This window comes from Pseudoalteromonas luteoviolacea (assembly GCF_021654285.1).
Taxonomy (GTDB): Bacteria; Pseudomonadota; Gammaproteobacteria; order Enterobacterales; family Alteromonadaceae; genus Pseudoalteromonas; species Pseudoalteromonas luteoviolacea_J.
The window spans coordinates 13,359-26,585 of sequence record NZ_JAKFZS010000021.1 but is presented as its reverse complement, the minus strand read 5'-3'; the positions used below and the strand labels follow the sequence as shown (position 1 = coordinate 26,585).

General features: G+C 42.2%; 14 protein-coding genes. 13 read left to right on the top strand and 1 reads right to left on the bottom strand.

Annotated elements, in window-relative coordinates; all coding sequences use genetic code 11:
• Positions 1 to 26 precede the first annotated feature (26 nt).
• Positions 27 to 794, top strand: coding sequence for a class II aldolase/adducin family protein (locus L1077_RS18595; protein ID WP_237138436.1), 768 nt, complete (start codon positions 27 to 29; stop codon positions 792 to 794).
• An 8-nt stretch (positions 795 to 802) separates the two neighbouring features.
• A complete protein-coding gene (locus tag L1077_RS18590) occupies positions 803 to 1,978 on the top strand; it encodes a mandelate racemase/muconate lactonizing enzyme family protein (protein ID WP_237138435.1) in 1,176 nt (391 codons plus the stop codon).
• 68 nt (positions 1,979 to 2,046) lie between these two features.
• Here L1077_RS18590 and suhB read toward each other — a convergent pair whose 3' ends face one another.
• Positions 2,047 to 2,850 carry an inositol-1-monophosphatase gene (suhB, locus tag L1077_RS18585; RefSeq protein ID WP_039611807.1) on the bottom strand — a complete coding sequence of 268 codons (804 nt, stop codon included), beginning with the start codon at positions 2,848 to 2,850 and terminating at the stop codon, positions 2,047 to 2,049.
• A 182-nt stretch (positions 2,851 to 3,032) separates the two neighbouring features.
• On the opposite strand from suhB, the gene trmJ reads away from it, so the two are divergent.
• The 11 genes from trmJ (at position 3,033) to L1077_RS18530 (ending at position 12,945) form a co-directional block, all read left to right on the top strand.
• Complete coding sequence (gene trmJ / locus L1077_RS18580; RefSeq protein ID WP_237138434.1) at positions 3,033 to 3,755, top strand: tRNA (cytosine(32)/uridine(32)-2'-O)-methyltransferase TrmJ; 723 nt, start codon at positions 3,033 to 3,035, stop codon at positions 3,753 to 3,755.
• 223 nt (positions 3,756 to 3,978) lie between these two features.
• Positions 3,979 to 4,470, top strand: a complete 492-nt coding sequence (gene iscR / locus L1077_RS18575) for a Fe-S cluster assembly transcriptional regulator IscR (RefSeq protein ID WP_039611805.1) — start codon at positions 3,979 to 3,981, stop codon at positions 4,468 to 4,470.
• Between the two features lie 22 nt (positions 4,471 to 4,492).
• Positions 4,493 to 5,707, top strand: a complete 1,215-nt coding sequence (locus L1077_RS18570) for an IscS subfamily cysteine desulfurase (protein WP_039611804.1) — start codon at positions 4,493 to 4,495, stop codon at positions 5,705 to 5,707.
• Positions 5,708 to 5,764: 57 nt separating this feature from the next.
• Positions 5,765 to 6,148, top strand: coding sequence for a Fe-S cluster assembly scaffold IscU (iscU, locus tag L1077_RS18565; protein WP_237138433.1), 384 nt, complete (start codon positions 5,765 to 5,767; stop codon positions 6,146 to 6,148).
• Between the two features lie 10 nt (positions 6,149 to 6,158).
• Complete coding sequence (gene iscA / locus L1077_RS18560) at positions 6,159 to 6,482, top strand: iron-sulfur cluster assembly protein IscA (RefSeq protein ID WP_039611802.1); 324 nt, start codon at positions 6,159 to 6,161, stop codon at positions 6,480 to 6,482.
• A gap of 63 nt (positions 6,483 to 6,545) precedes the next feature.
• Positions 6,546 to 7,070, top strand: coding sequence for a co-chaperone HscB (hscB, locus tag L1077_RS18555; RefSeq protein ID WP_237138432.1), 525 nt, complete (start codon positions 6,546 to 6,548; stop codon positions 7,068 to 7,070).
• Positions 7,071 to 7,102: 32 nt separating this feature from the next.
• Positions 7,103 to 8,965: a Fe-S protein assembly chaperone HscA gene (gene hscA / locus L1077_RS18550; RefSeq protein WP_237138431.1), complete on the top strand. Its 1,863-nt coding sequence runs from the start codon at positions 7,103 to 7,105 to the stop codon at positions 8,963 to 8,965.
• Position 8,966: 1 nt separating this feature from the next.
• A complete protein-coding gene (gene fdx / locus L1077_RS18545; RefSeq protein ID WP_046357978.1) occupies positions 8,967 to 9,305 on the top strand; it encodes an ISC system 2Fe-2S type ferredoxin in 339 nt (112 codons plus the stop codon).
• 67 nt (positions 9,306 to 9,372) lie between these two features.
• Positions 9,373 to 10,809 (top strand): NAD-dependent succinate-semialdehyde dehydrogenase, encoded by a 1,437-nt coding sequence (locus tag L1077_RS18540; RefSeq protein ID WP_440589552.1) that lies wholly within the window; start codon positions 9,373 to 9,375, stop codon positions 10,807 to 10,809.
• Between the two features lie 137 nt (positions 10,810 to 10,946).
• Positions 10,947 to 11,834: a sugar phosphate nucleotidyltransferase gene (locus tag L1077_RS18535; RefSeq protein ID WP_237138429.1), complete on the top strand. Its 888-nt coding sequence runs from the start codon at positions 10,947 to 10,949 to the stop codon at positions 11,832 to 11,834.
• A gap of 43 nt (positions 11,835 to 11,877) precedes the next feature.
• The gene (locus L1077_RS18530) at positions 11,878 to 12,945 is read left to right on the top strand and encodes a phosphotransferase enzyme family protein (RefSeq protein ID WP_237138495.1); all 1,068 of its coding nucleotides are present in this window, start codon (positions 11,878 to 11,880) and stop codon (positions 12,943 to 12,945) included.
• Positions 12,946 to 13,227 lie beyond the last annotated feature (282 nt).

The following is a 13,227-nucleotide window of genomic DNA, read 5'->3' as shown; positions in this document are numbered from 1 at the left end:
CACCATGTTGAGTATAAGGAGCCGTGATGTTCGAGTTACCCGAGTTAAAGCTAAAGGGAAAAGTAAGTGAAGAAGAGTGGAAACTACGCGTTGATCTTGCAGCTTGCTATCGTTTAGTAGAACATTTCCGTTGGGGTGATTTAATTTATACTCATATGTCAGCCAGATTACCCGGGACTGATCAATACTTAGTCAATGCGTTTGGCTTAAGTTTTGATGAGGTGACTGCCTCTAATCTTGTAAAGGTAGACCTGCAAGGCAATATTCTTGATGATACACCGTTTGAAATAAATCCTGCGGGCTTCACAATTCACAGTGCAATTCATGAAGTTCGAGAGGATGCGCATTGTGTGATTCATTTGCATACCAAAGAGACGATAGCTGTGGCTAGTCTTGAAGGTGGACTGCAGCCATTGAGCCAGCATAGCATGTTCTCGTTGCCATCACTGTCATATCATGGTTATGAGGGACTTGCTGTGAATGATGATGAAAGAGCTCGTTTGCAGTCGGATCTCGGTGATACTAATCACATGCTCCTAGTCAACCATGGTGGTTTAACAGTGGGACCAACAATTGGTGACGCCTTCATGCGCTTTTTTGATTTACAACGTGCGTGTGAAATTCAAGTCGCAATTATGTCGACAGGTCACCCAGCGATACAAGTGCCACAACCAATTCAAGATAATATATACAAACAAGCTAAAGTCGTGCACAGCGGCAGTACCGGTGGTCAAGTTGCTTGGCCAGCAATGCTGAGAAAAGCATATCGCTTAGATCCGGGCTTTGCTCAATAGGAGTCATAATGAAAGTAAATCGCGTCGAAGTATTTGATATACATTGTCCAGACAGACCAGCTTGGACCCCTGTCTTTGTGAGAATTCACACTGATGAAGGGATCTCAGGAGTGGGTGAAGCTGGACTTGCTTACGACTTAGGTCATAGTGCTGCTGCAAGTATGATTAAAGAGATGGCAGAAGCATTCTTGATTGGCCATGACCCATTCCAAACTGAGCTTTTGTGGTCTCGTATGTTGAGAGAGAGCTTTTGGGGACTGGGTGGCGGACCTGTGGTGTATGCAGCGATGAGTGCGATTGATACAGCGCTTTGGGATATTAAAGGTAAGGCATTAAAGCTCCCGGTTTATCAGTTGCTAGGTGGTAAAGTAAACCCTGAACTACGTACTTACGCATCACAGCTACAGTTTGATTGGGATGATGAATTCAAAGCACTTGTACAGCCACATGAATATGCTGAAGCGGCACACAAAGCATTGGCTGAAGGCTATGACGCGGTGAAAGTTGACCCTATCATGTATGATAAAGATGGTAATACATATTACGATCGTACTAAGCTGATTTCTCGTGGTGAAATGAAACTGTATCGTTCACGTATGAAAGCCATTCGCGAAGCGGTTGGCGATGAAGTGGACATTATTTTTGAATGTCACAGTTTGCCAGGTGCAACATCGGCAATTCAAATTGCAGAAATTGCAGAAGAGTTTGACTGCATGTACTACGAAGAGCCAGTGAACTACTTAAACCACTCACTACACGCTAAAGTTGCTAATAAAACGGCTGTACCAATTGCCGGCGGCGAGCGTTTGTATAATCGCTGGGATGTAAGACCTTACTTTGAAGATCAAAGCATTGATGTATTGCAACCTGATATTGGTTTATGTGGTGGTTTTACTGAAACGAAGAAAGTATGTGACTATGCTGATATTTTTGATATCCGCATTCAAGCGCACGTATGTGGTGGCCCGGTTGCAACCGCAGCGTCATTGCATTTAGAAACAGCCATTCCGAATTTCTTAATCCATGAACACCATACTTATGCAATTAAAAAGTGGAACAGAGAACTGTGCCTTCAAGATCCACAGCCAGAAAAGGGTGTGTTTAAAGTATCGGAAGAGCCGGGTATTGGTATTGAATTGAATGATGACGTTGTGATGCGCTCACAACGCGTTGAAATCAAATAACACGTTTTATTTGTAAATAAAAAACCCAGGCGTTGCCTGGGTTTTTTGTATTCAAAGAATGCGTTTGCTTACTTAAGTAGAGACTCTGTTAGTACAGGGCGGATCTCTTTAACAATTGCTTGGCACAGTTTCGGTGCACCACAAATGATGTTACCGCTGTTGTTGTAGTTTGCACCACCTGCAAAGTCCATTAACATGCCACCAGCTTCTTTTACTAACAGCTCACCCGCCGCTGTATCCCATGGCTTAAGACCAATTTCATAGAAACCGTCAATACGGCCAGCTGCAACATATGCCATATCTAGCGCGGCAGAACCAGCACGACGGATATCAGCTGTATGAATGAATAGCGCTTTAAATGCTTCTGTGTATGCATCTAAGTGGTGCTTTTGTTTGAATGGGAAACCTGTCGCTAATACGCTACCAGCCAGTTCGTTGCTTTTAGTGACACGAATGCGTTTGTTGTTTAACTGTGCGCCTTGACCACGAGAAGCGGTGAATAATTCGCTGCGAACTGGATCATAGATAACAGCCTGTTCTACACGGCCTTTAACTTTAAGTGCAATTGAGATTGCGAAGTGAGGGATACCCTTAATGAAGTTAGTAGTGCCATCAAGTGGATCGATAACCCAAAGGTAATCATTATCTTTGCCATCTGTGTGGCCAAGTTCTTCTCCAACGATTGCGTGATCTGGGTAAGATTTTAAAATAGTGTCACGGATCACACGTTCAGCTTCTGTATCAACACTTGTCACGAAGTCGTTTGTGCCTTTTTGAGTCGCTTCAACTTGAGACAGATCTTCAGTTGCACGTAAGATCACTTTACCCGCGTTACGCGCAGCGCGTACCGCAATGTTTAACATTGGATGCATAGCATTACCTTTGAATTGTAAAAGAACTAAATTTTCTGAGCCGGCGTATTCTAGCGATTTTCTCGATAAAGTAAATAACTTTGCAATAAAAAGATTGGTGTTTTTTTGTTCAAATGGTTTGGTGGTTTGATCCTGTCATCCTATGGTAAACTACGACATTATTTTTGTCTGAGATAAATAGCATGGCATTACAAGATATTAGAATCGTACTTGTGAACACTTCACACTCTGGAAATATTGGCTCAGTTGCGCGCGCAATGAAAACCATGGGCTTTTCAAAATTGTACTTAGTAGATCCTGCTTGCGAGGTAGATAGTCACGCGAGCGCGTTGGCTGCGGGTGCAACAGATGTACTTGGCGATGCTGTCACTGTCGATAAGCTTGAAGATGCTATTGCGGATTGTAGTTTAGTTATAGGCACTAGCGCGCGTTCTCGTACTTTATCTTGGCCGATGGTAGACCCAAGAGAGTGTGCACAGAAGTTGGTCGCAGAGTCTATTGACGGTCCTGTTGCACTTGTGTTTGGTCGAGAAAATAGCGGTTTGACCAATGAAGAGTTGCAGTTATGTAACTATCACGTCTGTATTCCAGCGAATCCTGAGTATAGTTCATTGAATTTGGCTATGGCAGTGCAAACATTAACGTATGAAACGCGCATGACCTTCTTAGATACGCAAGATGCTAAGCCTGAAGAAGACGATACGAAATACCCAACATCAGAGCAAATGGCTTTATTCTATGAGCACCTTGAATCAACGTTAAACGATACTGGCTTCATTGTTAAGCAGCATCCTGGCATGGTGATGACCAAACTAAAACGCCTATTCAATCGTGCAAGACCTGAAGATCAAGAGTTGAATATCCTACGTGGTATTCTGAGCTCGGTGAATAAATCGACAAAATAAAGTTGTGCATCAAGATTAGATACTTTCATCACAGTAATACTTGACTAAATTACTCGGGTAATTACAATACCAATAATACCTGATTAAATTAGTCAGGTATTTGAGTAAAGACACTGAGTAAGTAGTAACTTATTTTATAAGCAATAGATGTCGTTAATACTTGACTATCTTAGTCAGGTAATTACAATTTGCGACATTTGATGAAGGTAACCTAGAGGCGCGTATGAAACTGACTTCAAAAGGCAGGTATGCAGTAACTGCAATGCTCGATGTTGCGTTGCATGCCAATATTGGCCCTGTGCCTCTGGCAGATATTTCTGAACGTCAGGAAATATCTCTCTCATATTTAGAACAATTATTCGCACGTCTTCGTAAAAATGGACTCGTGAGCTCAGTGAGAGGTCCAGGTGGTGGCTATTTACTGGGGCGCGATGCACACACGATTTCTGTTGGTGATGTGATTAATGCGGTGGATGAGTCTGTTGATGCAACTCGATGTCACGGTGAAGGCGGTGGTTGCCAAAGCGGTATGCGTTGCCTGACACACACGCTATGGTCCGATTTAAGTGTGCGAATAGAAGAATTTTTAAACAGTATTTCCCTTGCCGAGCTTGTTTCAAACTCTGATGTGCAATCAGTTGCATCACGTCAGGATAGAAACGTAAGCGATGCGATGAAGCAATTAGATAATATTCAAGTGAGTTGCCAATTATAATTGGCGTCTAGCGGAGAAAGAAATGAAATTACCGATATATTTAGATTATGCTGCAACCACGCCGGTTGATCAGCGTGTTGCAGATGAAATGATGCAATGCCTGACAATGGATGGTAACTTTGGTAATCCTGCGTCCCGTTCACACCGTTTTGGTTGGCAGGCCGAAGAACTTATTGACCAAGCGCGTAATGATATCGCTGATTTAATTAATGCTGACCCGCGCGAAATCGTATTCACATCTGGTGCGACTGAGTCAAACAACCTAGCAATTAAAGGTGCTGCGAACTTCTATCAGAAGAAAGGCAAGCACATCATCACTGTAAAAACTGAGCACAAAGCGGTTATCGACACGTGTCGTGAGCTTGAGCGTCAAGGTTTTGAAGTGACTTATATGGACGTTGAAGAAAACGGCCTGTTAGATCTGAAAAAGCTTGAAGACGAAATTCGTGAAGACACAATTTTAATCAGTGTCATGCACGTAAATAACGAGCTAGGTGTTATTCAAGACATCGCAACAATTGGTGAAATGTGTCGTGAACGTAAAATTATGTTCCACGTTGATGGTGCACAAAGCGCAGGTAAAGTAGCGATTGATATGAAGCAGCTTAAAGTTGATTTCATGTCATTCTCAGGCCATAAAGCGTATGGTCCAAAAGGTATCGGCGCATTATATGTTCGTCGTAAGCCTCGCGCACGTCTTGAAGCACAAATGCATGGCGGTGGTCATGAGCGTGGTATGCGTTCAGGTACTCTTGCAACACACCAAATTGTAGGCATGGGTTCTGCTTTTCGTATTGCAAAAGAAGATTTCGAAAAAGATTATGCACACATCAGCGCACTTCGTCAGCGTCTGATCGATGGCATCATGGATATGGAAGAAGTGTACTTTAATGGCACTGTCGACCAATCTGTACCAGGTATTGTAAACATCAGCTTTAACTATGTTGAAGGTGAGTCACTTCTGATGGCTGTAAAAGATATTGCAGTATCATCAGGTTCTGCTTGTACGTCTGCAAGCCTTGAACCGTCTTATGTACTTCGTGCACTAGGCCGTAACGATGAGTTAGCACATAGCTCAATTCGTTTCAGTATTGGCCGTTTTACTACAGAAGAAGAAATTGATTACACCATCAAACTTATCAAAGACTCAATTGGTCGTTTGAGAGAAATGTCTCCTCTGTGGGAAATGTTTAAAGACGGTATTGATTTAGATTCAGTTGAATGGGCACACCATTAAACAAGACAGCTTGTATGGACTGTAGCAAGTATATAAGCGGTTAGTGAGGAAAGAGTTATGGCATATAGTGATAAAGTAATTGACCACGTGGAAAACCCACGTAACGTAGGTACGTTGGATAAAAACGACCCTAATGTAGCAACTGGTATGGTTGGCGCGCCAGCTTGTGGCGACGTGATGAAGCTACAAATTAAAGTGTCTGATGAAGGTGTTATTGAAGACGCAAAGTTTAAGACATATGGTTGTGGCAGTGCGATTGCTTCATCTTCTCTAGTAACAGAGTGGGTGAAAGGTAAAACATTAGACCAAGCTGCTGAAATCAAGAACACAGATATTACAGCAGAGCTTGAGCTACCGCCTGTAAAAATCCACTGTTCAATCCTTGCAGAAGATGCAATTCAAGCTGCAATTGCAGACTATAAAAATAAGCAAGTGAAGTAAGAGATAAATTATGGCAGTGACATTAACTGAAGCAGCTGCAAATCGTGTGCAGACATTCCTTGCAAACCGAGGAAAAGGTCTAGGCCTGCGAGTTGGTATTAAAACGACTGGTTGCTCAGGTCTTGCGTATGTACTCGAATTCGTTGATGAGCTTGCGGAAGGTGATGAAGTGTTCGAAGAAATGGGCGTTAAAATCATCGTTGATGCAAAAAGCTTAGTTTATATTGACGGTACTCAGCTTGATTACACCAAAGAAGGTCTCAATGAGGGGTTTAAGTTTATTAACCCGAATCAGAAAGACGAATGTGGCTGTGGTGAAAGCTTCACCGTTTAACCATCTGTAATAGATAGTTTGCTAAAGCCCTGCCTTGGTAGGGCTTTGCTGTATTAGGTCCTTATGCGATATTTTGAATTATTTAATTTACCAGTGAGCTATGACGTTGATTTAACCCTGTTAAATCAACGCTATTTAGAATTACAACGCGCAGTCCACCCTGATAAGTTTGCAGGAAAAAGTGAACGTGAAAAATTAGTGGCTGTACAGAAGACATCTGAGATCAATGATGCTCTAGCTGTGTTAAAGCATCCAGCTAAGCGCGCTGAGTATATGCTAAGTGAGCAAGGTGTCGACATTCGAGCTGAGCAGCAAACATTGCAAGACCCTGCATTTTTAATGCAGCAAATGGAGCTGAGGGAAGCACTGGAAGACATTCAGCATAGCAGCGACCCTGAAGATGAAATTGAAGCATTCGAAGTGCAGATTAAGCAGTTAGATACGCAATATAGTGCGCAACTTGCAGAACAGCTTGTGAGCCAAGATATTGCTGTATTAGAAGTTGCAGCTGATAATATCCGCAAGTTAAAATTCATATATAAATTACGCGAAGAGCTGTCTCGCATTGAAGATAGCCTTTTCGATTGATCTAGCGTCACCACTTAAGTTAAAAGAGTACTATGGCATTATTGCAAATTGCTGAGCCGGGGCAGAGCGCGGCACCTCACGAACATAAATTGGCAATAGGTATCGACTTAGGTACTACTAACTCTTTGGTGGCCACAGTACAAAGTGGTGAAGCCAGAGCGCTAGCGGATATTAATGGCGAAGCCATGTTGCCTTCTGTTGTTAGATATCATGTAGACAGCGTTACTGTTGGTCAACAAGCGCAGCAAGCTGCTGTAGAAGACCCAACAAATACGCTTATTTCAGTGAAACGCTTTTTAGGTAAATCTGTTTCAGAAGTAACCTCTCGTTATCAAAACTTGCCATATGAGTTCGTGGAGCACCAAGGTGCACTGGCTGTAAACACTGTGGCAGGTCCAATCAATCCAATTCAAGCATCAGCTGAAATTCTAAAATCATTGCATCAAAGAGCAACTGATAGCTTTGCAGGCCAAGAAATTGTGGGAAGCGTAATTACGGTACCTGCTTATTTCGATGATGCGCAAAGACAAAGTACCAAAGATGCGGCAGAAATCGCAGGTTTAAAAGTGCTACGCCTATTAAATGAGCCAACAGCTGCTGCCGTCGCTTACGGTTTGGACTCTGGCCAGGAAGGTGTGATTGCTGTTTATGACTTAGGTGGTGGTACCTTTGATATTTCAATTCTACGCTTAAATCAAGGTGTCTTTGAAGTACTGGCAACGGGCGGTGATTCAAGCTTAGGCGGTGATGACTTTGACGCAGTGCTTGTTGAACATTTTAAGTCAATATTACAGCTGAGTGATTTAACACCACAAGAGCTGCGCTTGCTTATTCAAAAAGCGAAAGCCTGTAAAGAAGCGTTGAGTGGGTATGAAACGGTCAATGTAAAACTTGAACTTCGCGCTGAAGAGCATCTAGTTTCTGTTACGCGCGGTCAATTTGCTGAGCTTGTTGCGCCACTCGTAAAACAGACATTACGCGCTTGTCGTAGAGCATTAAAAGATGCGGATGTGAGCAAAGAAGAAGTCTTAGAAGCAGTGATGGTAGGCGGTTCAACGCGTATGCCAGTTATTCGCGAAGCAGTTGGTGAGTTTTTTGAAAAAGAACCGCTAACGTCAATTGACCCCGATCGTGTGGTTGCAATTGGTGCGGCCATTCAAGCTGATATCTTAGCGGGTAATAAACCTGATTCAGATATGCTGTTATTGGATGTTTTACCGCTATCTTTAGGTTTAGAAACCATGGGTGGTTTAGTAGAGAAGATCATTCCTCGCAATACAACAATTCCAGTCGCGCGTGCACAGGAGTTCACGACGTTTAAGGATGGCCAAACTGCGATGTCACTGCACGTCCTGCAGGGTGAGCGCGAGTTGGTTGATGATTGCCGTTCACTGGCGAAATTCAGCCTCAAAGGCATTCCGGCGATGGCTGCAGGCGCTGCGCACATTCGGGTGACTTTTAAAGTCGATGCCGATGGCTTATTGAGCGTTTCAGCAAGTGAGAAGTCGACGGGTGTACAAGCAGATATCCAAGTTAAACCATCATTTGGTTTAAGTGATGACCAAGTTGCTCAAATGCTACAAGATTCAATGAGTTTTGCTAAAGAGGATATGCAGGCGCGTATGCTCAAAGAGCAGCAAGTTGAAGCGCTCAGAGTACTTGAAGCGTTAGAAGCATCTTTGGCAACAGAATCAGCTTTATTAAATGAACAAGAATTAAATAGCCTGAGAGAGGCTATGGCGATGTTAGATGACAAACGCCAAAATGCGTCTGATCCAGATGCAATTAAGCATGCAATTGAAGTGGTAGATGAAGCAAGTAGTGAATTTGCATCTCGCCGCATGGATGTATCAATCAAACAGGCACTGCAAGGTCAGTCAGTAGACGAGGTTTAATATGCCACAAATTATCTTTTTACCCCATGAAGAGCTTTGTCCTGAGGGCGCGGCAATTGATGCAAAATCTGGCGATACAGTATTAGATGTCGCGTTAAAAAATGGGATCAGCATTCCTCATGCATGTGAAAAGTCATGTGCATGCACAACGTGTCACGTTGTTATCAGAGAAGGCTTTGACTCAATGGAAGAAAGTGATGAGCTGGAAGATGACATGCTGGACAAGGCATGGGGTTTAGAGCCAGAATCGCGCCTAGGTTGCCAAGCCGTCATTAATGATGAAGATTTAGTGGTAGAGATACCAAAGTATAATCTGAATATCGTGAATGAAGAGCACTAATTCATAAAGACTGTTTTAAAAGGCTGTAGCTAACCACTACAGCCTTTTTTGTTTGGAGCATAAAATGATGTTTAAAAAAGGACAAACCGCGTACTCGCTCATCAATGGAACAGAGCATCATAGTCATGAGCTATTATCTGTGCGCAACCCTGCTGATGATTCGTTATTGGCTAAAGTAACGCAGGTCAATACAGTTGATGCCGACTTTGCTGTAGAGGTTGCCAGCGAATGCCTTGAACAACTGAAAACAACAACAGCTCAAGCGCGTAGCAATATACTCTATAAGTGGTATCAACTGATCATGGACAACCAATCTCGCCTTGCTGAATTGGTAACTTTAGAGCAAGGTAAGCCGATACAAGAGTCCAAGGCTGAGGTTGTATATGCGGCGGGCTATGTACGCTGGTTTGCTCAACAGGCAGAAAGGGTTTGCGGCACTGTCATACCAGCGCACACACCGAATCATCAAATCACCACCCATAAGCAAGGTGTTGGTGTAGTGCTTGGGATAACGCCATGGAATTTTCCTTTGGCTATGGTGACCCGAAAGGTCGCACCTGCCTATGCTGCGGGGTGCAGCTTTATTTTAAAACCGTCAGAGTTGACTCCATTAAGTGCCATTGAATTGGCAAGGTTAGCGCTTCAAGCAGGAATAGAGCAGGGCGCATTTCAAGTTTTAGTGAATGATAATCCACAGGAATTAATTAAGCATTTAAATAGTAAAAAAGTCATTAGAAAACTCACTTTTACAGGCTCAACTCATGTGGGCAAGTTACTCTATGCTCAATGTGTAGATACTATGAAGCGTGCTTCGTTAGAGCTTGGCGGTAATGCACCGTTTATTGTCTTTGAAAGTGCCAATATTGAGTCTGCCATTGACGGGCTAATGATTGCGAAGTTCCGTAATGCTGGGCAAACCTGCATTGCAGCAAATCGGGTGTTTGTTCATCGTGACATCAAAGCCGAGTTTCTAGAACAACTTATACGCCGTGTTGATTCCCTAAAAGTTGGCAATGGTTTAATTGTAGACTCAGATATTGGGCCACTAATTAATCAGGCTGCGAAAGCAAAAGCCAGTGAATTGGTGGCAGATGCGATTGCTGCAGGTGCAAACTGTATTGTTAAAAGTACTGAAGAACTGCAAACTGGAGCTTTTATGTCGCCAGTGATACTAGATAGGGTTGTTCCAGATATGAAAATATTCCACAGTGAGATATTTGCACCTGTAGTTAGTATTATTGAGTTTGATTCTGAGTCTCAAGTTACCTCACTGGCAAATGCAGTTGATGCTGGATTAGCTGCATATGTTTATTCTTCAAGCATGAAGCAAGTTTCACGTGTTTCTAACGCGCTTAACTTTGGTATGGTCGGTATTAATGAAGGTGCAATTTCCAATCCCGCAGCGCCTTTTGGGGGAATGAAAGAGTCTGGCTTGGGCAGAGAAGGTGGCATAGAGGGCATCGATGAATATCTAGAGACAAAGTATTTTTGTCAGTACATATAAAAAATAATTTTAATTATAAAATAATTCACGTTACCGAAAAAAATGTTTTTGGAACAATGCAATTTTTGCAATTGCTTTAATTTTGTAAAAAAGCTAGGTAGACTGCGCGTTAGTTTTCAACTTTGAATTAAATTTAAATGACAAGCGCAGAACTACCCACTTTGGTTGTCCTAGCTGGCGGGTTAGGTACCCGTTTTGGCGGCGGTAAGCAAATTGCTGAACTACCTAAAATAGGTAGAACAATCATGGAGCTCAGTATAGAGGATGCCTACTCAGCCGGTGTTCGTCATGCTGTTTTAGTGATAAATGAAACAGTCAGGCCCGCAATAGAGCGTGTTATTATGCCTAGGCTACCAAAATCTATGAAAGTAGATTTGGTTGAGCAATCAATTGATATGGTGCCATCGCGATTTAGCAATATGGCAAATAAACGCACAAAACCATGGGGAACAGGGCATGCTTTGCTGTGTGCAAAACCATTCATTGATGGTAGCGCGATAGTTATTACTGCTGATGACTATTACGGTGCAAGTGCCTACACCCAGTTGTTCACGCATTTTTGTAATATAGATCAAAATACTAGCGAAATGGCGATAGTAGCCTATCCTATATCACAGACGATGTCGGAACTGGGTGGTGTTAATCGAGGTATATGTGCTTTGTCTGAAAACTACCTTACGCAAGTGCATGAGTATTTAAATATACGTCAGGCCGATGAGGGTTATATAGGTGTTTATGACAATCTAGAAACACCAATTCATGAGAATAGCCTTGTTTCGATGACTTGTTGGGGAGTCACTCAATCACTTTTTGATAAATTAGAGTCGCAGTTTGAACTATTCTTAGAATCTCATGACAGCGATGTCAAAAAGGAGTATTATCTTCCCGATTGTATTCAGCATATGATTAATTTGAACCAAACAAACGTCCGAGTATATATCGCGAAAGATAGGTGGTTTGGTGTTACTTACAAAGAAGAATTAGATAGTGTCGCAGGAAAAATTTATGAACTACGTCACGGATGAATTAGCCGCAAGTTTAGTTAAAAAGCCAGTTTATAGGGTTAGTATGGAATATCGTTCGATCGCAGAGCATTTGGCAATACAGTATGGTTTGTGTGGTGATGAGATCTCGATGAAGCCTATAGGTAGTGGCCACATTAATACCACAATGCTTTTAACAGATAGTGAACGCGTTCTAGTGGTTCAAAAACTCAATACTGCTGTATTTCCTGAACCTGCACAGCTAGTTGATAATGCGCGTCTAATTGAGCAGCACTTAGTTGCTAAGTCAAAGGTCGGCGCTTACGAGCTTGGTATAATCAAACATGTGCCAACACATTCTGGAAACTTCCTTGTTGAATATCAAGGAGAAGTCTGGAGAGCACTTGAGTTTATTGGTAAGAGCTATAGTGAAGATGTTGTTGATTGTGTCGTAAAAGCCCAGACAGCTGCCGGTGCATTTGGTCGCTTTGCTAATGCTTTAAATGATTTTGATGCCAAGCAGTTATTCCCTGTTATTCCTAATTTTCATAATTTGGCTATGAGAATTGAAAAGCTGCAAGCAATTATTAAGCAAGATCCTGTAGGCAGAGCCTCAAGCTGCTTAAAAGATATCGAGTTTTGCCAATCACAATTTGATCTTGCAGAGGAAGTGAAACAGACTGAAACGGCACTACCACTTCGCGTTTGTCACAACGATACTAAAATTAATAATATGTTGTTTGACGCTACTACCAATAAAGCCAAAGCAGTTATTGATTTAGATACATGTATGCCTGGCTATTGGCTATATGATTTTGGTGATATGGTACGAACTTTTTGCTCTCCAGAGGCTGAAGACTCTACCAACTTAGATAATGTAGTAGTACGCATTGAAATTTTTGAAGCAATTGTCAAAGGCTACATAGCTGAAGTTTCTGACAAGCTAACAGATGTGGAGAGGGAAAGCTTAATTTTAGGCGCTAAAGTGATGCCTTTGATGATTGGTATTCGTTTCTTAACGGATTATCTGGACGGTGATAATTACTTTGCAACAAAGCATGAACAGCATAACCTAGAAAGAGCACGAAACCAGTTTGCGCTTTACCAAGACATTTTACGCAAGGAGAAATTATTAAGTGCCTTGATCAGCTAATCTAATTTGCAACTGTATTAATTATGCCTGGTGACTTTGTCATCAGGTTTTTCTACTAAAAGCCCCCATACCTAATCTTTGCGTTAGAAATCGTTCTTATCAATAGTTTATTACTAACAGCTTCATTTACTTTATAAGCTCATTCCCGATAGTTGATGAACTTCTATTTATTTAGTCGCATCTCTTTGCTTCTTGTCGTCGCATAAGATAGCGTTGTCATTGTGACAAATATTTTAAGTAAAATGCAGATAGAGAGCGCTGTGCTGAGAAGACTGTCGGTAC

What these genes read in the sequence shown, in the direction of transcription:
- L1077_RS18590 (WP_237138435.1), top strand. Translation starts at nt 803, where the DNA reads ATGAAAGTAAATCGCGTCGAAGTATTTGATATACATTGTCCAGACAGA.
- hscA (WP_237138431.1), top strand. Translation starts at nt 7,103, where the DNA reads ATGGCATTATTGCAAATTGCTGAGCCGGGGCAGAGCGCGGCACCTCAC.
- iscA (WP_039611802.1), top strand. Translation starts at nt 6,159, where the DNA reads ATGGCAGTGACATTAACTGAAGCAGCTGCAAATCGTGTGCAGACATTC.
- trmJ (WP_237138434.1), top strand. Translation starts at nt 3,033, where the DNA reads ATGGCATTACAAGATATTAGAATCGTACTTGTGAACACTTCACACTCT.
- hscB (WP_237138432.1), top strand. Translation starts at nt 6,546, where the DNA reads ATGCGATATTTTGAATTATTTAATTTACCAGTGAGCTATGACGTTGAT.
- iscU (WP_237138433.1), top strand. Translation starts at nt 5,765, where the DNA reads ATGGCATATAGTGATAAAGTAATTGACCACGTGGAAAACCCACGTAAC.
- iscR (WP_039611805.1), top strand. Translation starts at nt 3,979, where the DNA reads ATGAAACTGACTTCAAAAGGCAGGTATGCAGTAACTGCAATGCTCGAT.
- suhB (WP_039611807.1), bottom strand. Translation starts at nt 2,850, where the DNA reads ATGCATCCAATGTTAAACATTGCGGTACGCGCTGCGCGTAACGCGGGT.
- L1077_RS18540 (WP_440589552.1), top strand. Translation starts at nt 9,373, where the DNA reads ATGTTTAAAAAAGGACAAACCGCGTACTCGCTCATCAATGGAACAGAG.
- fdx (WP_046357978.1), top strand. Translation starts at nt 8,967, where the DNA reads ATGCCACAAATTATCTTTTTACCCCATGAAGAGCTTTGTCCTGAGGGC.
- L1077_RS18595 (WP_237138436.1), top strand. Translation starts at nt 27, where the DNA reads ATGTTCGAGTTACCCGAGTTAAAGCTAAAGGGAAAAGTAAGTGAAGAA.
- L1077_RS18530 (WP_237138495.1), top strand. Translation starts at nt 11,878, where the DNA reads ATGGAATATCGTTCGATCGCAGAGCATTTGGCAATACAGTATGGTTTG.
- L1077_RS18570 (WP_039611804.1), top strand. Translation starts at nt 4,493, where the DNA reads ATGAAATTACCGATATATTTAGATTATGCTGCAACCACGCCGGTTGAT.
- L1077_RS18535 (WP_237138429.1), top strand. Translation starts at nt 10,947, where the DNA reads ATGACAAGCGCAGAACTACCCACTTTGGTTGTCCTAGCTGGCGGGTTA.